Source organism: Psychrobacter sp. UBA2514 (genome assembly GCF_002341255.1).
Classification (GTDB): Bacteria; Pseudomonadota; Gammaproteobacteria; order Pseudomonadales; family Moraxellaceae; genus Psychrobacter; species Psychrobacter pacificensis.
The window spans coordinates 12884-33941 of the sequence record NZ_DDNS01000013.1 but is presented as its reverse complement, the minus strand read 5'-3'; the positions used below and the strand labels follow the sequence as shown (position 1 = coordinate 33941).

Sequence of the window (21058 nt, the reverse complement as noted above, 5' to 3'; positions counted from 1 at the left end):
TGAGCTTTTGCAAGTAGATCAATTAGCTTGTGTGTGGCTATCTTTATCATATCGAATTCATGCTCGCCTGTAGAGCTCGCTTGAACAAACTGGAATGAACTGCCAACCTCAAACAAGTTTATAACATCTATCACATCTATACCGATAATAGTACTTGCGGACCTTACATCTAGCAGTTCAACAACATCATTTACTTCATTAGGCTGGCATCTAATAATGCCTTCTACAATATCTAAGCGTTCATACTCATTGTTATCTGTCTGTAAGCCTACTAAAATATCAGCCTCTGCTTTCTCTTTTAGCTCTAGTAGTGCCTGCTCATTCCAACCGTCACTGATGATAAAACAGGCAATAACAGCTGATTGAAAACCTTCTGTGTCTGATGGGTATAAGGCTGCACAGGGTACACTTTTTAGTTTAGCTTCATTAAAATGATATTTCATAGTTATACTCGTTTATAATTCATGGTGCTAATATAGTTAGAAAGCTCTAGAATAAAGTTAGAACGAAAGGCTGTTAGATTTTTAATAATATTCATAAAGCGCTATACCGCTTTTTAAACGCTCTAAAATTACTGCTTTTAACTCGTTAGGCTCAATCACCACTGCCAACTGCGACATACTGACTAGCCAGTCTTGCAAGCGCTGCGTATTGGCAACTGTTGCACGCACTTCGTTCCAAGTGTCATCGATAACCGTAATCGTTTGAGTAGATGATAACGGCCGCTCATATAAATGCTGGCAGGCATATTTTTGCACCTTTAGAACCAGTTCGATTTTTAAACCATTATTCAATTCCAACTTTCCTAGCTTACGTAGATTCTCAAGAGTAAAAGCATTGCGCTCTACCCAGTCCGGTACCAACTGCTCTGTTACTTCAGCTGCTTCAATACGATTAACTGCAAAATTACGATGTGCCTTCAACAGGACATTATCATCAATATGATCACTCGTTGGATTGAAGCCTGTGAGATAGACCATATTGTCGATAAAGACTAAACCTTTGGGGTAAGTTATCCTAACGTTTGAATGTTCACCCCATTTTTTTCTATAAGTGATGATGTGTAGTTGCTTATTCTCTAACAACGCTTGATGAATGCTAGCCAGCACGTCACTATCAAGCTTTGGTGCTTGTACGATACTGGGCAGGGTAATGAGATGATTTTGCCACTGCCCTAGCCTGCTTTGATTGAAGCTGGTCTTATCTTGACGATCTAACTGGGCAAGCTTTTCACTAACACCTTGCTTGAAAGACGTTGGTAAATAATTTGCGGTATATTTATCAAGCATTTGCCAAAAAAACACCGTTTGCTCATTAATAACATCGATACTAAAGCTTGGCTCAATATAAAACCTTGCCGTTTGTCCGCTAATATTCTGTCCCCAAGCTGGCAGACGCATTAAAGCATCGCTGTGAAAGATGTCATTAAATATTTGATTGAGACTACTCAAATCGTTCTCTAAATTTTTACGCTCGTTTGCGTAATGGTTAGGATTATTGCCATAAACGTTCATTAGCTCTGTGAGTGATATTGCCTTGTCTTTACTACGTGGCAAGCGCTGTTATAGCATAAACAGACGGGTTGATTTGTTGTAGCTGGCGACTGGGTATGTGGGCATATTGTCTGCTCTATAGGCTATAGAATCTATCAAACTGTCATTTTAAAAGTAGGCTCTTATAAAAAGGTTAATCAAACCGCACCACAATCGCCGTGCCATTATCATAGGCATTGCCATCAGAGTCATAAACTTGCTGTTTAAGCGTCTGTAGCCACTCTTGTAAATCCGTTTGATTATCGATACGCGCCCATTCATTACTTGGCACTAAATCATGAATACCGTCAGTACAAACAACAAGACTATCACCTGCTTGCACTGTGATTGTCTGTTTTGTACTATTAGGTGGCTCGTTGCTTGGGTCATCGCTATTTACTGCCAATGCAAAGCACTCAGTGATACTATATAAGCTGCCTGCCATACCTGTGCGGTTATACTCATCAAAACTTGCTTGACGATCTTCATCGTGCGCCTTCTCATCTACCAGCTCATTTAATAAGTTATGGTCACGAGTTAAGCACTGCCATCCTTTTGTGTTTTTTCTTAGCAAGTACACACGGCTGTCACCGACATGAGTGATGTCTATATTGATTGATTTATCATCGTTTAGTGTGCCGATGATCATCGCGAGGGTTGCTGCAGCGCCATAGCGTTTTTTTGTGTGCTTGGTTTGGCTCAGTTGCGTATAGATACGATCTGAGGTTATATTTTGGATGTTTACTTGTTCGTCATTCCATAGCGATCTAATTGCTTTAACAACTGCCTTCGAGCAGTGCTGTGACTGGTTAGAGCTGGCAACGCCGTCTGATACCGCAAGACAAAATGGAGCAACGACCGGGGTCACTAGCATTACTCCTAAGTCCTCTTGATACCAGTGGTCTAAAAAGAAAAACGCGTCTTGCTGAAGCTGATTACTGGCATTACCTTGAAAGGTAATAGTGCAGGCCTGTGCTATTGCTTTAATAAAAGGATCATATTCATCACTTAAAGTCGCTGTCATATTCATTCGCTCATTAATTATTATCGTTAAGACAAGTATAGTAGATTACCTACCAATTTACTTTCTAGGTCATGCGATATTTTGAATTGATAGTAATCACGAGTGACTGAAATCTTCTAAAGGTTCACCAATCCAAGCTCAAAGAGGTAGGCGATATTGCTGACAACTCATAAAGGTGATGTTTAATTTTCTCTTATTTATCAGGTGGCTATCTTGTTCTTTTTTAAGGTGTCGCATTATCAGTGTTTATAAGATAGAGTGATATGTATTCAGCACGATTTGGTATAGAAAACCCTGCTAAGCCTTGATAGTAAAGGCTCAATATGGTTTTGTCAGTTTTACAAAATTCTCAGGTGGCATGAGTGATATCGGGGTTTGTCTTCAATAAAGTAGTTAATTACATACCTAGCAATCTAAGTGATTAGCAGTATAATATCAGCCACCAAAAAACTTCTAAATTCAATAAAAAGAGCTCACTATGGCACTTAAAAAGACCGAGATATATGCAACCCTTTGGGCAAGCTGTGATGAGCTGCGCGGCGGTATGGATGCCAGCCAATACAAAGACTATGTATTGACCATGCTATTTATGAAGTACGTATCGGACAAGTTTAAAGGCGACCCTTACGGGGATATTTTCGTCCCTGAAGGCGGTAGCTTTGACGATATGGTAATGCTCAAAGGCGATAAAGAGATCGGTGAAAAAGTTGATAAAATCATCGGTAAGCTTGCCGAAGCCAATGGGCTAAAAGGCGTCATCGATGTCGCTGACTTCAATGATGAAGAAAAGCTAGGTAAAGGTAGAGAGCATGTTGATCGCTTATCTAAGCTTATTGGTATATTCGAGGGTTTAGACTTATCAGGCAACCGGGCTGATGGTGATGATCTGCTTGGCGACGCTTATGAATATCTGATGCGCCACTTTGCAACGGAGTCAGGTAAGTCCAAAGGACAGTTCTACACCCCATCTGAGGTGTCACGTATCCTATCTCAAATCATTGGTATTAATGAAGATACACCGCAGGATGCCACTGTTTATGACCCAGCTTGCGGCTCAGGCTCGCTGCTACTCAAAGCCAGTGATGAAGCGCCGCGTGGTCTGACTATCTTTGGTCAAGAGATGGACTCTGCCACAACCGCACTTGCAAAGATGAATATGATCTTGCATGGCGCAGTAGGCGCTGATATTTATAAAGGCAATACCCTCGCCTCGCCGCAATTTGTAGCAGGCAATCAACTGAAAACCTTTGACTTTGCCGTAGCCAACCCACCCTTTAGTAATAAAAACTGGACCAGTGGTCTAAATGCAGCAGCGGATGAGTTCGACCGTTTTACGTGGGGCATTCCCCCTGAAAAAAACGGCGATTATGCTTTTTTACTACACATCATTAAGAGCTTAAAAAGCACAGGCATCGGTGCAGTCATCTTACCGCATGGTGTGCTATTCCGAGGCAATGCCGAAGCGCATATCCGCACAAATCTTATCAAACAAGGCTACATCAAGGGCATCATCGGCCTGCCAGCTAACTTATTCTATGGTACAGGTATTCCTGCTTGTATTATCGTTATCGATAAGATGACGGCAGCTGAGCGAGCCACAGGCGCATCTGGACTATTTATGATAGATGCCAGTCGCGGGTTTATGAAAGATGGCAATAAAAACCGCTTACGCAGTCAAGACATTCACAAAGTCGTTGACGTCTTCAATCATCAAACCGAGCTGGCAGGCTATAGCCGTATGGTCGGCATGGATGAGATCAGCGATAATGACTACAACTTAAATATTCCACGCTATATCGATGCAAGCCTTGATGAAGACCAGCATGACCTTGGCGCTCACTTGCAAGGCGGTATTCCGATTAGCGATATCGATACCTTAGAGCCGTATTGGCAAGTATTTCCAAGCCTGCGAAAGGCGCTATTTGCAGACTTGCGAGAGGGCTATCGTCAGTGCCTCATACCCGCTAATGAAGTCAAAGCCACGGTCTTGGCGCATCCTGAGTTTATCCAGTTTGCAAGCCAAAGCCTGACGCCCTTTAGTGACTGGTGGACAGCATCTAACCTTACAGATATCGCGCAAGGCGATAAACCCAAAGCCATCATTCAGCGTATCAGTGAAGACTTGCTTCAGCGTTATGCCGATACTGCCCTACTCGATAAATATGACATCTATCAGATTTTGATGGATTATTGGGCAGAGACGATGCAGGACGATGTGTATGCCCTCTCACAAGAAGGCTGGCAAGTTGGCAAGCAGTTGCGTCAGCTTATCGCTGCTAAGGGCGAAAAGCTTAAAGAAACTCCTGATCTGGTTATCAATAAGAATAAGTACAAAGCCGAGCTTATCGCGCCTGCGCTTATCATTAACCGATACTATAGCGATGAGCAAGCACATATAGACACCCTACAAGCCAAACTCGATACCGTAAGTACGACTTTGACTGAGTTCATTGAGGAGCATAGTGATGAAGAAGGCGTACTCAATAATATAAGCACTAAAAAAGAGGCAAATGAGGCATTAAAAGACTTTTATGCTATGGCTTATAGAATATTTGCTCCTGATCAATATAAAGATTATGTAAGACTGAATAAAGAGATTGAGACCGCGCAGAGTGAGCTATTGATATTGGCTCAGAATCATGTGATTGATAAAGCCAATAATTATAGTGGGAAGATTGCCCTTAAAAACTTAAAAACTTATCTAAACACTAACGCCTCAGCAGAAGAGATAAATACCATCAATAGCTATCTCAACAAAGACAAACTGATAAAAGCCGAGCTAAAAAAGGTAAAGGATTTTGAAAAACAAGCCGTCACTGTAGTTGATAAAAAAATGCAAGAAGACGATATATCTGACTTTACTGATATTCAAAATATTCAGCAGTTTTTACAATTAACTGATGCGGAAGCGGCTGCCAAAAAAGCGCTAAAAGAAGCGCAAGATGCCCTAGACTTGGCGGTATTTAAAACATATTCAACGCTGAGTGATGAGGACATCAAAACCTTACTGGTCACGGATAAATGGCAAGCGACATTGCAATCGCGTATTGAGGCGGAGATTGAGCGTATCACCGCCCAGCTTGCTGATCGGGTGACGCAGTTAGAAGCGCGCTACGCTGAGCCATTGCCCAGTCTGCTTGATGAGGTGGATAGACTGAGCCAAAAAGTCACCGCGCACCTGCAAGCGATGGGAGTGGCGTCATGAGTGAGGTAAAAATACCCGAGGGTTATAAACAGACTGAGGTTGGGGTTATTCCAGAGGATTGGGAGGTTACTACTATTGGAGATTTTTCGCCATTGCAGAGGGGTTTTGATTTACCGACAACTCAGGTAGAAGCTGGCGAGTATCCAGTGGTTTATTCAAACGGAATTCTTAGAACTCACAAAGCTTTTCAAGTAAATGGTGCAGGTATCGTTACTGGTCGGTCAGGTACGATAGGAAAAGTACATTACGTTGAAAGAGATTTTTGGCCTCACAATACCACCTTATGGGTAACAAGTTTTGGCAATTCCAATGTCAAATTTGTTTATTACTTATTTAATAGCATCGGGTTTGAGCGTTTCAAAAGTGGCTCTGGGGTTCCAACGTTAAATAGAAATGATGCACATAGTTTTAAGATAGTAGTACCAAGTGAAGTTAAAGAACAAATCGCCATCGCCACTGCCCTATCCGACGTTGATGATTTAATCAAGTCGCTAGAAAAGCTGATTACCAAGAAGGAAGCGATAAAGACCGCTACTATGCAGCAGCTACTTACAGGTAAAACTCGCCTGCCTGAGTTTGCCACTCGTGAGGATGGTAGTGCTAAAGGGTTTAAACAGACTGAGTTGGGGCAGATTCCTGAGGATTGGGAGGTTAGAAAACTAAATCAGATATCTGATGTTAAATCAGGAGGAACACCTTCAACGTCTGATAGTTCCTATTGGAACGGTTCAATACTTTGGTGCACGCCAACCGATATAACAGCTCTAAAATCGCAAAAATATCTCTCAAACACACTCAAAAAAATCACTAAAGCTGGATTGGAAAACTCATCTGCTGAATTACTTCCTATAGGAAGTATAGTAATGACATCTCGTGCTACGATTGGTGAGTGTGCTATAACGACAAAAAATATATCTACTAATCAGGGTTTTAAGAACTTCATTTGCTTTGATAATACTAACAATGAGTTTCTCTATTACAATCTATCTAATTCAAAAAATAGACTTGTTCAACTTTGTAGTGGCAGTACGTTTTTAGAGATTAGCACTACTCAAACTCGTAACTTTGAAATATCAGTACCAAGTATTCAAGAACAAACTGCCATCGCCACTATTCTCTCTGATATGGATACTGAGATTCAAGCATTGCAGCAGCGTTTAGACAAAACCCGTGATATTAAGCAAGGTATGATGCAGCAGCTGTTGACAGGGAAAGTGCGCTTAGTAAGTTCTGACAGTTCTAGCACTTATCCATCAGCTGATAATGGTGACTGCCTAGCATGAATACATCAGTGACCTTACAACACGAAACCATCGTTTCGGTATCAGATTTGCTCAATGAGAGCCGGTTGACCATCCCTGAATATCAGCGCCCTTACAAATGGACGCAGCGTAATATCGCAAGCCTATTCAACGATATCAAAACCCAAAGCGACAAGCCCGCCTACCGTCTTGGTACTATCGTACTGCACCAGTCTGAAAATGATAAAGGCGAAGATATACTTAACATCGTTGATGGTCAACAGCGCACCCTAACGCTAATGCTCACCGTTATGGCGATTATCAAGAAGTATATTAAATCACCAAAAGATACGTCAGATGTAAGTAAAATACTAGGCAATCTAACGCAGAGCGTGCCAGCGCTAGCACAAAAGCAAGCGTTCGCAAGTGACATCTCTATCTATAATCTGCATACAAACTTCCAAGAAATTCAGCGTATTGTAAATCGCGGTGAGCTCAGCGTTCATCATATCGATTTTTTGCTGCATAAATGCGAAGTTGTCATTTTTATCTTAGAAGATGAATCAGAAGCGTTTCAGTTTTTTGACTCGCAGAACTCGCGCGGTAAAGCACTATATCCGCATGACTTACTCAAGGCGTTTCATTTGCGTGAGTTTAGCGCCTATGATGAACGCCTTAATCCCGATATCAAAGCGCAAACTGTCGCCCACTGGGAGAGCTTAGCAGATAGCGATTTGCACAGACTATTTGGTCAGCATTTATTTAGGATTAAGCGCTGGATCGATCAAAAACCCGCCCGCAGCTTTAGCAGTCGTCATGTCGATATCTTTAAAGGGGTGTCTTTACACAAGCAAAATTTACCGCATTACGCCAAGTCCATGCTCGTACTTCATCATTTTATAGATGATTATAATGGCAATATGCACCGTCATATTGATGCCCAAGCGATGAGCTATCCCTTTCAGCTAGACCAACAGCTCATTAACGGGCGACGATTCTTTGAGATGATTGAGCACTACGATACGCTTATCACACACAATAGAACGATTGATGCAGATCGCACTTCAGATAATAAAAATGACTTGCTGCTTACCACTATCGCTGAGCAGCACTTAGATGAACGCGCGTCTAAGATTGTAGACTTACTAACGACTTATAGCGGCAGGGGGCGACAAGGTGATAAATACGCACGCAATCTATTTGATAACGCGCTGATTTACTATATCGATAAGTTCGGTATGCAAGATTTATCACAGGTCATCGAAACTGTGTTTATTTGGGCTTATAAAATACGTCTAGAGCGCTATGCGGTAAAGCTTGCAACCATGGATAATCGTGCGGTCAATGGTATGTTATTTAAACGCATCAAAGAAGCCACTCTACCAAAACAGGTATGGCTAGCTGGTGTCAGTCCATTAAAAGCAAGTGATATACAGGCATCTAATAAAACACCAGACAACGCCATATACAAAATGTTTAATGACCTCAACTATTTGGCTGATAAATAGAGAAAATACAATAATGACAAATTATCATTTGAGCACAACTAAAGATGTGATATCGCTCACGCCAAAACAAATGCTAGACGGCACAGCGCATTATCTTATTCCTATGTATCAGCGTAATTTTGCTTGGGGCAATGATGAGATTGAACAACTCATCACTGATATTATTGACGCTCAGATTAACTCAAGGACCTTAGACGGTCATAAGAACTATTACCTAGGTACTTTGGTTGTCTTTGAAAGACCAGAGCCATCGTCTAAACATAAGGTGTTTGAGGTTATTGACGGTCAGCAGCGTTTTACCACTTTAAGCCTATTGATCATATACCTAAAACACTACTTTGCAAGTAACGATAACGACTATGACATGTCGTGGTACAAAGCACAGAATATCGAGTTTGAAAGCCGCCCAAAATCTACTCAAACGTTAAATTTACTACTAAACGCTAACCTAGAGAACCATCAGCACCTTGATCAAGATGAGCTTAACCCTGCTATTATCAATGGCTATAAGTCTATTGAAAAGGTAATGAAAGACAAATTTGATAGTGCTAATTCCGGTGAAAACCAGTACCATAAGATCAGTATTCAAGACTTCTGTCAATATCTGTTCACATATGTGCAAATCTCTCGTGTACCTGTGCCCAACGAGACAGACTTAAACCACTATTTTGAAGTCATGAATAACCGAGGTGAGCAGTTAGAGAAGCATGAGATTATCAAAGCACGATTATTATCAGTGGTCGAAAAGGCAGATTCGAGCGAAATAGACGTTGCTGACAAACAACCCCTTAAGGCATTAATTCATGATGTTTGGGAAGCTTGCGCCAATATGAATAAGTACGTGCAATATGGCTTTAGCACTACCTTACGTACTGAGTTATTTTCAAATAATTTGTCCGTGCTAAAGCCTAAAGACTTTAATGCGCTACTTGATATCTATAAAAATCATGATGAACAAAATAACACTCAAGCCTCTAAATCACAGCCGCCCTCTTTATACGACATTCTAGCCGATGGCTTTGCCAGTCCACCAAACCCCAATGATACTGCTGACAAAGGTGATGATGACGGTATTAGCGAAACCTACTATAGCCTAGTTAACTTCTCAAGTTTTTTGCTACATACGTTAAGAATCATGATTAACATGCAGTCATCAAGTCAAAAAGACATCGCCCTTGATGACAAACAGCTGCTGACTCAGTTTGAAACTTATATATTAGCACCCTCTGTTTCGAAGATGAGCCAAAACGTAGAAACTAAAGACAGGATAACGCCTTTATCTCAAGTCAAGACCTTTATATACGCCTTACTTAAGAGTAAGTTTATCTTTGATCACTTCATAATCAAGCGCAATATGCAGGACAACAAAGGGCAATGGACACTTAACAAACTAACCAAAGGTGAGGATAAAAAAAACAGCTATTATAAAAACAGCTTTGAAAATGACAACAATGATTTAGTGATGCTACAAAGCGCCTTTCACGTTTCAACCCCTACCACAAACTATAAGCACTGGCTCAATGCGGTTTTATATTATGCTTATCAGCATTATCAATATAATGACATCGGACTTGATAGCACAGCTTATCTGGCTCATATAGAGGCAATAGCCCGCGCCTTTATGCTGAGGCGTTATTTAACAGATGAGCCTGACGACTATCATCACATTATTTATCAAACCCCAGATTTTAATCAAATCTCGTTCACAAATACTGACGCTAGTCTCACACCCAATCATTTACGTACACAAATTAAGCAGTACCTTAGATATAACAATATTCGCAATATTTTTGTGTTTAACTATCTAGACTATCTGCTTTGGAAAGATGAGAAACATCCTGAATTTACCTTTACTGCTCGAAGCTCTATAGAGCATTTTTATCCCCAAAACAAGCGAGATGATAAGCTCTTTATAAATGATAAAAATGTAGAGGATACGCTGCTTCATTCTTTTGGCAATTTATGTTTGATTAGCCATAGTCTTAACTCTCGGGTTAGTAATGACATGCCTGATGTGAAGGTAAAATACTTTCTTGAAAGCAAACAAATTGATAGCCTGAAACTATCTAGAATGATTAAGTGTATTAGTGGTCAAGAAGCCACGTGGGATAAAACAATGATCGCGCAGCATGAAGAACAAATGCTAGAAATCATGATGAAAGGTCTTAACCTAATGTCAGAGGGCGCTTAAAAATGAGTAACGTCAACGATATTGAAAGAATATCCCAAAACCGTGTTGTACAATTTTTTCAAGACGAGCTTGGCTATCGCTATTTGGGCAACTGGCACACACGGGCCGATAATAAAAATATTGAACGCGATATACTAGCGCAATGGCTAAAGTCTCGTAATGTCAGTGCGCCACTGATAGCGCGCGCGATTAGCACCTTAGAAAAAGCTGCCGCCCTAGGTAGTGGCATCAAGCTTTATGATGCCAATAAAGAGGTCTATCGACTACTACGGTACGGGATAAAAGAAAAAGAAGGCTCAGGCGAACATACCCAAACGGTTTGGTTGATTGACTGGGACAACTTTGCGGCAAATGACTTTGCTATTGCTGAAGAAGTATCGATCAAAGGCGAACATAAAAAGCGCCCTGACGTGGTGTTATACGTCAATGGTATCGCCCTTGGTGTCTTAGAACTAAAGCGCTCTACCATCTCAGTCTCTGAAGGCATACGGCAGAACTTAGACAATCAAAGCAAGGATTTTATCCGTAACTTTTTTACCACCATCCAGCTAGTCATGGCCGGTAACGACAGTCAAGGATTGCGTTATGGGACTATAGAGACCCCAGAGCGCTACTATCTGGAATGGAAAGAAGCAAGCCCTCAGCATACCAGTACGACGCAGCAGGCAAGTCAACAAGCTTATGCTGAGCCATTAGACCGTCACCTCTATCAGTTATGTAATAAAAAGCGCTTACTCGATGTTATTCATAACTTCATCGTTTATGACATGGGTGTCAAAAAAACCTGCCGGCACAATCAGTTCTTTGGTGTGCAAGCCGCCAAAGACTACCTAGCAAAACGTAAAAACGGCATTATCTGGCACACCCAAGGCTCAGGTAAAAGTCTCACTATGGTATGGCTGGCTAAGTGGATACGTGAGAATATTAAAAATAGCCGCGTACTTGTCATTACGGACCGCAAAGAGCTAGACGAGCAGATTGAAGGTGTGTTTTCAGGTATTGATGAAAATATATATCGTACCAAGAATGGCGCGGATCTAATCCGTCAGCTTAATCATCCTAACCCAGCACTACTATGCTCATTAGTACATAAATTTGGTCGTCATACTAATGACAATAAGGATGAAGATAGCGTAGCGGATACTGACGAATTCATAGAGGATCTAAAAAGTAGTCTGTCTTCAAACTTTAGCGCTAAAGGGGATATTTACGTCTTTGTTGATGAATGCCATCGCACGCAATCGGGTAAGCTGCATAGTGCGATGACTGCCCTGCTTCCTCATGCGACGTTTATTGGCTTTACAGGAACGCCACTGCTCAAAAAAGATCAGAAAAAGTCTATCGAGGTCTTCGGTCCCTATATTCATACTTATAAATTCGATGAAGCAGTCGCTGATGGCGTCGTGCTTGATCTGCGTTATGAAGCACGCGATATCGATCAACAGCTACTATCACCAGATAAAATTGATAAATGGTTTGATGCCAAAACTCGCGGCTTATCCAATGTTGCTAAGACTCAGCTAAAACAAAAATGGGGCACGATGCAGCGCGTGTTATCGAGTCACTCTCGCCTAGAGCAAATCAAGAACGATATCTTATATGATATGGAGACGCGCCCGCGACTGGCTGATGGTCGAGGTAATGCCATGCTCGTATGTGGCAGTATCTATCAAGCCTGCAAAGTCTATGAAATGTTTAGCCATACGCACTTAAAAGATAAAATTGCTATCATCACCAGCTATCAGCCGACTGCCGATAGCATTAAGGGTGAAGAGTCTGGCGAAGGTACGACTGAAAAGCTATTTAAGTATGCCACCTATCGTAAGATGATTGCCGAATATTACGATATCGATGAACAAGAGGCTGGTTTGAGGGTTGAAGACTTTGAAAAAGAGGTCAAAAAACGCTTCATTGACGAGCCGGGGCAGATGCGCTTACTGATTGTAGTAGATAAGCTACTGACGGGATTTGATGCGCCTTCAGCAACCTATCTATATATTGATAAAAAAATGGCCGATCATAACTTATTTCAGGCTATTTGCCGAGTGAACCGCCTAGATGGTGAAGACAAAGAATATGGTTATATCATCGACTATCAGGATCTGTTTCAGTCTTTAGATAAAGCCATATCAAGCTATACACAAGGCGCATTCTCTGATTATGACAGCAAAGATATTGAAGGCTTATTAAAAAACCGCCTTGATTCTGCTAAGCAGGACTTAGATAATGCGCTAGAGATGGTTCGAGGATTGTGCGAACCCGTTAGATACCCTAAGAACACTCAAGACTACTATGCATATTTTTGCACCACAAATGACGCCCCCATTGATGAAAAACTAGAAAAAGAACAGCTACGGGTCACTTTATATAAAAGTGTCGCTAAGCTACTGCGAGCTTATGCAAATATTGCTAATGAGATGGTAGAGTGTGGCTACAGTCCAGAGCAGATCGATCGTATTCAAACCGACGTGAAGCACTTTGAAAGCGTGCGTGAGAGCATCAAGATGATGAGCGCTGACATGCTCGATATGAAACTCTACGAGCCAGCCATGCGTCATTTATTGGATAGTTATATCCGTGCTGAACCTAGTGATACGGTCATGGACTTTGAAGAGCTTGGCTTAATTGAGCTGATTGTAGACAAAGGGACTGATGAGCTGATTAAGGCTTTACCTGATGATATCGCTAATGACGAAGGAAACGTGGCTGAAACCATCGAAAATAACGTGCGCAAAACTATTGTAGATGAAAACCCCGTTAACCCTAAGTACTATGAGCACATGTCAGTCTTACTTAACGAGCTTGTCACCTTGCGTCGCCAAAAGGCCGTAGACTACAAAGAGTACTTACACAAAATACGCGAGCTATCTGCCAAAGTGTTAAGACCCAATAGTGCAAATAACCATTATCCAGACTCTATCAATACCAATGCTAAACGCGCATTGTACGACAACTTAGACCAAAATGAAGAACTGGCCGATAAGCTTGACGCGGCTGTCAGACTTAATAAGCAAGCTGACTGGCAAGGCCATCTATTAAAAGAGCGCAAAGTTGCAAATATCGTCAGAGAAACATTGTCTTTGTATGAATTGGACAGCAGTACTGAAGAGGTCATGAGCCTAGTCAAAGCGCAACCGGAATATAAATAATGCAACTAATGATCGGATCACTAGACATTCAATTGCAGCGCAAAACCATTAAGCATTTGCATATCAGTGTGATGCCGCCTAATGGTGAGATTAGAGTGGCTGCCCCTGAAGCAATGACCGAAACTGCAATTCGAATGGCAGTGATTCACCGCATACCATGGATACGCAAGCAGCAGGCAAGCTTTATTAAGCAAGCGCGTCAATCCACTCGAGAAATGATCAATGGCGAGACACATTATTTATGGGGCAGACGCTATCGGCTTGAAGTGCTTGAGTTAGATACCGCTCAAAACTTTGTACCTAACGTCAAGCTAAAAGGTGGCAAACTCATTTTATCCGTGCATACTAAAACGTCGACTACTGATAGATTAAAACTGCTCAATGAGTACTATCGTACTCGACTAAAAGCACGTATTCCTACTTTGGTTACGCAGTGGTCTAAGCAGCTCAACGTCAACGTCACAAGCTGGCAAGTTCAAAAAATGAAGACTAAATGGGGTAGCTGTAATATAGAGGAAGGTCGTATCCTACTTAACTTAGAGTTGGCAAAAAAGCCCATACCCTGCTTAGAATATATTATCGTTCATGAGCTACTACATTTCAAAGAGCGCCAACATAACGATAGATTCAAGGCTCTGCTAGATACTCAAATGCCTGACTGGCGATCAAGACGTGACCTACTCAATCGCATGCCTTTGGGTCAAGAAAACTGGAAGCAGCGAGAATAGCTTATTTAAATCTACTTTGAGTACTACATTTTATTCAGACAGAATGCTGTGTAATGCTAATTTCGGCTTGATTCATACTTATAATATGAGAGTTACTAGGTGCTAGTACCTCTCATATTGCGGGTATATGAAAGTCATTTATAAACCTGCTACTGTGAACCAAAACATGAAATAGCTGTGCTTATAGACGCTTTAAGCTAGTGCTCATAGTACGTGTATGGTAAAGCACTAAAAAAATATTTGTCAGGTGGCTTTGTGAAACTCGGGGTTTGTGTAGTTAACTAGCGAGAAGTAAAAGTAGTCCATAAAGGTAAGGGAGGCACTGCCGTTGGATGAGGACGAGACGAGGTCACCAACCTGAAAGTTATGCACAGCAACCCAAAAGCCAGTCGCATAAAGCAGTGCCTCAAGGATATGAGCCAGCACGATTGAGGCAACTGCGACCCCAAGGCAGTGTCCCGGATGGCGCGACGGCGTCACAAACTGTGACGAGAATTTTAATACGCCATAATGTATTGCTGTGCAGACAGCGATTAGAATCGCTGCCATTATAATTGCCAGAATCACTTTTTATCCTTTTTGAGGAAGGAACGACATTAAAGGAAGATTACCCTATTTATTTTAACTAATCCTGTATAATTTTTTCACTATAGCTAACGACTACGCATAAGCACTAGAGTCTATTCAGATAGGTCATTACGCAGTCATTTGAATCAGTCAGCATATGTAGTAACAATCCTAGACCAATTATTCTATAGGGCTTTGGTAGAAATAGCATAGCCGCATAAACTGCCATTGCATAGTAAGTATGTAATGGATGAAAATTAATACTACAGCGATCAGGTAAGAAAACAGGTGTTGCTAGCAAGTGATCTAAATCTACCAGCATGGTTGCTAAAAGAATCAAATATACTCGTTTGTAATCATCACGAAAAAAAGTATAGGCAATAATCAACGGCATGCCAAAATGCAGGAAGTAGTGGATAACGGTTTGGATCATCATCTTTCCAATTCAGCATGATGTTTTATTGATAAGTTGGTATGCAGAATAATTAAACTAGTAAACGTTACTTAAGAAGCCAAAGCTACATGTTCATGCTATGTTCAGACTTGAAAAACAGGCGCAAAGCCACCCCCTGGTGTGCGAAAGTTAGTCGCTTGGCCTTGATAGATACGCCCAGCAGTTAGTAGCAGCTGTCCTGCATAGGTATAAAGACGTATATCTACCTTTCTAGTCGTCACCACATCATCAATCTTTATTGATCGCTCTGTAGCAGGGATAAAGGTCTGCGCAATATAGCTTTCATCTAAAATAGTCTCGAATACGCGGCGGGTAATCTTGCTGCCACGGTAAACGCCCTTACTACCATAACCAGCTACTGGCTTAAAAAACAATTGTCTCCGAGTACGCCATAATTCTGCTGCATCCTCTTTTGTAACCATTCTGGTAGTTGGTACTGACTTTTTTAGATATTCTGCATCATCATCACCTAGTCCCCACGACTGCAAAGTTTGCGTATCGGATAGTAAAGTCAGGTTGCGCTTATTAGCGAATATAGCATGGGCATGCGGATTGGGGGTTACTACTACCGCACCCTCTAAATAGGCACTTTTAAGCACGGCGTGGTTGGGGTTTTCAAAGGCGAAATCGACTAACCGATTATAGATCATATCAATGGGCTTGCTATGAGCTGTCAGTACACCATCAGCATAGTTAAGCTCAGACGGATCGAGTATAACGGTATCAATGCCTTTAGCTTGAAGTAGTTGGCAGGCCAGCTGAAACTCCAAATACATGAACTGGCTTTTGGGCTCATTATCCACAATAGCAATGCGATTGGGCATGCTAGTTGCCGATTGTCGCTGCCATTCTTGTATGAACATATTAGCGACCGCTTCTTCAAACCCATCAAGCATTTTAGTAGTAGCAACACTTTGCTCTGAGGGGCGACAGCAGTGTTTTTGTGCGCGGGCAAGTGCTACGTTTAAAAATGCGCCTCCAGCATTGGTATTGATCTCAATAAGCTTGGGGTCATCGCTCCCTAAGTGAAAGTCATAACCCATAAAGGCCCCTATTGGCCCCGGATCGAAAGCCGAGATATTGGGTGCCCACGACAGTACTTGCTGTTGATATGACGGTAGTCTAGCAGTCGACTCAATAGCTGCGATGATTCGCACCATTGCTTCTATCTCTGTCTTAGGGACGAACACCGGTGTCGCTGAAAACAGCTTATTAAGCTCATTGGCTCCTAGTGGATTATCTCTTGTGTTTACTAATTGATCTTGCAGGCTGTTATTAAGCGCTTTACGATCTAAAGTACGGCAATAGCACTCTTGATTAAGCTGATTTGCCAGATTATCATTCGTTTTGTTTTTATTATTAATTAGGGATTCCATTTAAATCTCATTACTAAGTTGAATGTACTGATAGGGTTTAGGGGACAGCCAAAATAAAAAAAGTGTCTTAAATGTTTAAGATAAGGTTATTTTTATAGTTACTTTACGAAATAGTCATTTTGCAAGATACTTAATTTGCAATATATCTAGTTTATAAATTAGCTACTTTGCAAGGTTATACGGTTTTACGCTCTTCTTTAATGAGTACTTTCGCTAAAAACAAACCTAACTCGAACAGTAGCCACATTGGAATCGCGAGCAATAGCATTGACACCCCATCGGGCGGTGTGACTACCGCTGACACAGCAAAACAACCGACGATGATATATCGGCGCTTACTCTCTAGACTCTGAGTGGATATGATACCGACCATTATCAATAATAAAGTAACCACTGGAATCTCAAAAGTGAGTCCAAATACCATAAATAACTTTAGCGCAAAGCTTAAATAACTGTCGATATCGGTCATAGGTATAACGTTTTGCGGAGCGAATAAAATAAAGAACTTCAATACGCCTTTGAGTACCACAAAGTAGGCAAAAGCGACACCAGAATAAAATAGGAATATCGAAGATATCAGCACTGGAATAGTGATTTTTTTCTCTTTTTTATATAATCCAGGCGCTATAAATGACCAAATTTGATACAGAATATACGGCATCACTACAAAGGCAGCAACGAAAATCGTCAAGCGAATAGGTGCCATAAAGTTCGAGGTAATATCAGTAGCAATCATAGTCGAATTCGCAGGCAGCTGCGCAACCAGAGGGTCTGATAAAAGATTGTAGAGCTCACGCGAAAACCCTACCAATGCTAAGAAGACGATCAAAACGGCTACGCATATTTTGATGAGATGCTTGCGTAATTCAATCAAATGCTCAGTAATAGGCATGTCGCTAAGCACATTCAGCACATTATCAGTCTCAACATTATGGGTAGCATCTGACGCCTTAGCATCTGTATTTGCTAACTTTCTTTGGCGACTTTTTTGGCGCTTAAATAAGCTCATTTATCCCCCTTCTCTATAGCTGAAGAAGAGGAAGTATCTGGCTGATGATTTTGCTGCTGAGGAGTGTTTGACTGATAGGAAGTATCTAAGCTTTGGTTTTGCGAGTTTTCAAACTTATCCATACTACCGCGCATCTCGGCTAACTCACGCCGCATGTCTGTCTCAGTCTGACGAATCTTTGCCAGCTCATCTTGCATCTGTTTTCGTGTCTCAGCCAAATCAAGCTCAGACTCTATATCAGACTGTAAGGTTGAAATCGTGCGACGCAATTTGGCATACCATTGCCCAGCGGTACGTGCGGCTTGCGGCAGTTTTTCTGGGCCCAATACGATTAAAGCAATGACGCCAAACAAGAGTAATTCGGAAAACCCAATATCAAACATAACAGTCACATATATTAATAGACTACTTAGTGCCGCTATTTATAAGCGGCGCGCTTCATACTTTAGGCTGGTCATCAGTGGAAATAGGGCTGATTTCCATATCATCAGCCTGATTACCTACACGCGTATTTAAATCATTACTTGCAGCTGGCGTACTATTTTCATGGCTAAGCACATGATTTTTGCGAGCATTCTCAGGTTCTTCATCTTTGACCGCTTCTTTAAAACCCTTCACCGCACCGCCTAAATCTTTACCTGCATTTTTAAGCTTGGCAGTACCAAATACGACCACCACTACGACCAATAAAATCAGCCAATGTGTAATAGAAAAGCTGCCCATAACGGTATCCTTATATTTTGTGATCTTGTTTAGACCAGTATGTGTCAGTGTGCTTTAGAACACTTTTTACCGTACCAGAATTATAGTTTCAAACGGCGCAATCGCAGCGCGTTAGCAATCACCGAGAATGACGACAAGCTCATCGCTGCCGCTGCTATCATCGGACTGAGCAGAAGCCCAAATATGGGATAGAGCACACCTGCGGCAATAGGAACACCAAGTGCATTGTAGATAAAGGCAAAAAACAGATTCTGTCTGATATTGCGCATGGTGGCGCGGCTAAGCTTATAAGCTTTGGCAATGCCCATTAAATCACCTTTTAGCAGGGTAATGCCCGCACTCTCCATCGCCACATCGGTACCGGTTCCCATAGCGATACCAACATTAGCTTGCGCTAGCGCTGGTGCGTCGTTGATACCATCACCCGCCATAGCGACCAATTTACCGCTGTCTTGCATTTCTTTGACGATACGGTTTTTATCCTCTGGTGAGACATCCGCATGAACTTCATCAATACCTAGTTTATTGGCGACTGCCTGCGCGGTTTTTTCGTTGTCACCGGTTAGCATCACAACTTTTAAACCTGCGTCATGAAGCAGTGAAATAGCCTCTTTAGTGCTTGGTTTAATAGGGTCAGCAACTGAAATAATACCAGCAGCTTTACCGTCTATAGCCACAAACATTACCGTTTCACCGTCTTTTCTACGGACATCAGCTTTAGTGGACAGCTCATTATCAAAACTATTTAGGCTTTCCATAAGCTTAGAGTTACCAATAGCGACTTTCTTACCATCGACCACGGCTTGTACGCCTTCGCCAGTAGTCGAATTAAAGTCAGTAGCTTTAGGAATAATGAGTGATCTTTCTTGAGCTGCTCTAACGATAGCTTCTGCTAAAGGATGCTCGCTAGCGCTTTCTACTGAGGCTACCAATGCGAGGAACTCGTCTTCATCTTGACCTACCTGCGCATCAATTGCGGTAAGCTCGGGCTTACCAGCGGTCAGTGTTCCGGTCTTGTCGACGACAATGGTATCGACTTTTTCCATACTCTCTAACGCTTCAGCATTTTTGATGAGGACGCCGTTTTGCGCGCCTTTGCCGGTACCAACCATAATGGACATCGGCGTCGCTAGACCAAGGGCACAAGGACAAGCAATAATCAGTACCGCAATCGCGTTAACCAAAGCATAGGCCATAGCGGGCTCAGGGCCGAATATCGCCCAGACAATAAAGGTTATGATAGAGGTGACAATAACAATAGGTACGAACCAACCCGCCACTTGATCTACCAAGCGCTGGATAGGCGCGCGGCTACGCTGGGCTTCAGCAACCATTTGTACAATTTTAGATAATACTGAATCTGCTCCAACATTGACCGCTTCGACTAATAGCGTTCCGGTGCCATTTACCGTACCACCAGTCACTGTATCTCCTGCTACTTTTGATACAGGGATTGGCTCACCCGTCACCATTGATTCATCAACACTACTATTACCATCGATCACTGTACCATCTACGGGTAGTTTCTCACCTGGTTTAACCCGTAGCTTATCGCCAGTGACGACCTCATCAAGCGAGACTTCGACTTCTTCACCGTTTTCATCGACACGTCTTGCGGTTGGTGGTGCGAGCTCAAGCAAAGCTCTAATCGCACCTGAAGTTTGACTTCTAGCTTTGAGCTCTAATACTTGACCCAGTAGCACCAAGGTCACAATGACCGCTGCCGCTTCATAGTAGACTCCGACTTGACCAGAGGCATCTCTGAAACTGTCTGGGAAAATATCGGGAAAAAAGGTCGCGACAATACTAAAAATATAAGCAGCGCCTACGCCTATCGCAATCAAGGTAAACATATTTAGATTGCGGCTTTTTATAGACTGCCAGCCACGGACGAAAAACGGGGCGGCGCCCCAAAGCACTACAGGGGTCGCGAGCACTAACTCAGCCCATTGTAAGATCTTTGAAGAGATACCATACTGACTAAAATTAACTACGTTTAAGTCAAACATACCGCTCATCACATATATTAATAGCGGTACAGTCAACACGGTACATATCCAAAAACGACGAGTCATGTCGTCAAGCTCTGAGGTGTCCTCTTCACCGATAGTAAGCGTTTCGGGCTCAAGCGCCATACCACATATCGGACAACCGCTATTTCTAACGTCTCTCACTTCAGGATGCATAGGACAGGTATATACCGTGCCATCGTAATCAGCAGGTACTTTATCGTATTTACCGCCTTTAACAGATTTTACTCCGCTACTATCAGTATCCTTTCCATGACAGCTAGCGTGACTATCATCTTTAGCAACTTCGTCTTCAGGTTTAAGAAACATGCCACATATTGG

At 42.0% G+C, this 21058-nt stretch carries 16 protein-coding genes; 6 read left to right on the top strand and 10 right to left on the bottom strand.

The features are described 5' to 3' along the window. The 3 genes from B3V51_RS05075 to B3V51_RS05065 all read right to left on the bottom strand — a co-directional run. A partial coding sequence (locus B3V51_RS05075) for a hypothetical protein (RefSeq protein ID WP_286708081.1) occupies positions 1–443 on the bottom strand: 443 nt, incomplete at its 3' end. A gap of 81 nt (positions 444–524) precedes the next feature. Then, the gene (locus B3V51_RS05070; protein WP_277077960.1) at positions 525–1514 is read right to left on the bottom strand and encodes a helix-turn-helix transcriptional regulator; all 990 of its coding nucleotides are present in this window, start codon (positions 1512–1514) and stop codon (positions 525–527) included. 172 nt (positions 1515–1686) lie between these two features. Further along, positions 1687–2556, bottom strand: coding sequence for a PP2C family protein-serine/threonine phosphatase (locus tag B3V51_RS05065; RefSeq protein ID WP_277077959.1), 870 nt, complete (start codon positions 2554–2556; stop codon positions 1687–1689). 478 nt (positions 2557–3034) lie between these two features. Here B3V51_RS05065 and B3V51_RS05060 point away from each other — a divergent pair, with 478 nt between their 5' ends. Genes B3V51_RS05060 through B3V51_RS05035 form a run of 6 tightly spaced genes read left to right on the top strand, consistent with a single transcriptional unit; the run spans position 3035 to position 14578 of the window. Then, entirely contained in the window at positions 3035–5761 is a 2727-nt protein-coding gene (locus tag B3V51_RS05060; protein WP_286708080.1) for a type I restriction-modification system subunit M, read from the top strand. Then, complete coding sequence (locus B3V51_RS05055) at positions 5758–7044, top strand: restriction endonuclease subunit S (protein ID WP_286708079.1); 1287 nt, start codon at positions 5758–5760, stop codon at positions 7042–7044. The genes B3V51_RS05060 and B3V51_RS05055 overlap by 4 nt, the downstream gene beginning before the upstream one ends. Next, complete coding sequence (locus B3V51_RS05050) at positions 7041–8510, top strand: DUF262 domain-containing protein (RefSeq protein ID WP_286708078.1); 1470 nt, start codon at positions 7041–7043, stop codon at positions 8508–8510. The genes B3V51_RS05055 and B3V51_RS05050 overlap by 4 nt, the downstream gene beginning before the upstream one ends. A gap of 28 nt (positions 8511–8538) precedes the next feature. After that, positions 8539–10701: a DUF262 domain-containing protein gene (locus B3V51_RS05045; protein WP_286708077.1), complete on the top strand. Its 2163-nt coding sequence runs from the start codon at positions 8539–8541 to the stop codon at positions 10699–10701. A gap of 2 nt (positions 10702–10703) precedes the next feature. After that, positions 10704–13850 carry a type I restriction endonuclease subunit R gene (locus B3V51_RS05040; protein ID WP_286708076.1) on the top strand — a complete coding sequence of 1049 codons (3147 nt, stop codon included), beginning with the start codon at positions 10704–10706 and terminating at the stop codon, positions 13848–13850. Next, a complete protein-coding gene (locus B3V51_RS05035) occupies positions 13850–14578 on the top strand; it encodes a M48 family metallopeptidase (protein WP_199508195.1) in 729 nt (242 codons plus the stop codon). Before B3V51_RS05040 ends, B3V51_RS05035 begins: the two co-directional genes overlap by 1 nt. Positions 14579–14821: 243 nt before the next feature. Here B3V51_RS05035 and B3V51_RS05030 read toward each other — a convergent pair whose 3' ends face one another. From B3V51_RS05030 to B3V51_RS05000, 7 genes are all read right to left on the bottom strand, one after another. Further along, a complete protein-coding gene (locus tag B3V51_RS05030) occupies positions 14822–15127 on the bottom strand; it encodes a hypothetical protein (protein ID WP_286708075.1) in 306 nt (101 codons plus the stop codon). A gap of 124 nt (positions 15128–15251) precedes the next feature. Next, positions 15252–15578 (bottom strand): DUF6122 family protein, encoded by a 327-nt coding sequence (locus B3V51_RS05025; RefSeq protein WP_025645701.1) that lies wholly within the window; start codon positions 15576–15578, stop codon positions 15252–15254. 104 nt (positions 15579–15682) lie between these two features. Further along, on the bottom strand, positions 15683–16975 hold the full coding sequence (locus B3V51_RS05020) for a hypothetical protein (protein ID WP_286708074.1): 1293 nt from the start codon (positions 16973–16975) through the stop codon (positions 15683–15685). Positions 16976–17150: 175 nt separating this feature from the next. Beyond that, a complete protein-coding gene (gene tatC, locus B3V51_RS05015; protein WP_025645697.1) occupies positions 17151–17984 on the bottom strand; it encodes a twin-arginine translocase subunit TatC in 834 nt (277 codons plus the stop codon). Beyond that, entirely contained in the window at positions 17981–18367 is a 387-nt protein-coding gene (gene tatB, locus B3V51_RS05010; RefSeq protein WP_192992010.1) for a Sec-independent protein translocase protein TatB, read from the bottom strand. The genes tatC and tatB overlap by 4 nt, the downstream gene beginning before the upstream one ends. A gap of 55 nt (positions 18368–18422) precedes the next feature. Then, positions 18423–18707 (bottom strand): Sec-independent protein translocase subunit TatA, encoded by a 285-nt coding sequence (gene tatA / locus B3V51_RS05005; protein WP_011959992.1) that lies wholly within the window; start codon positions 18705–18707, stop codon positions 18423–18425. A gap of 80 nt (positions 18708–18787) precedes the next feature. After that, positions 18788–21058, bottom strand: a 2271-nt coding sequence (locus B3V51_RS05000) for a copper-transporting P-type ATPase (protein WP_286708073.1), incomplete at its 5' end; no start/stop codon positions are given.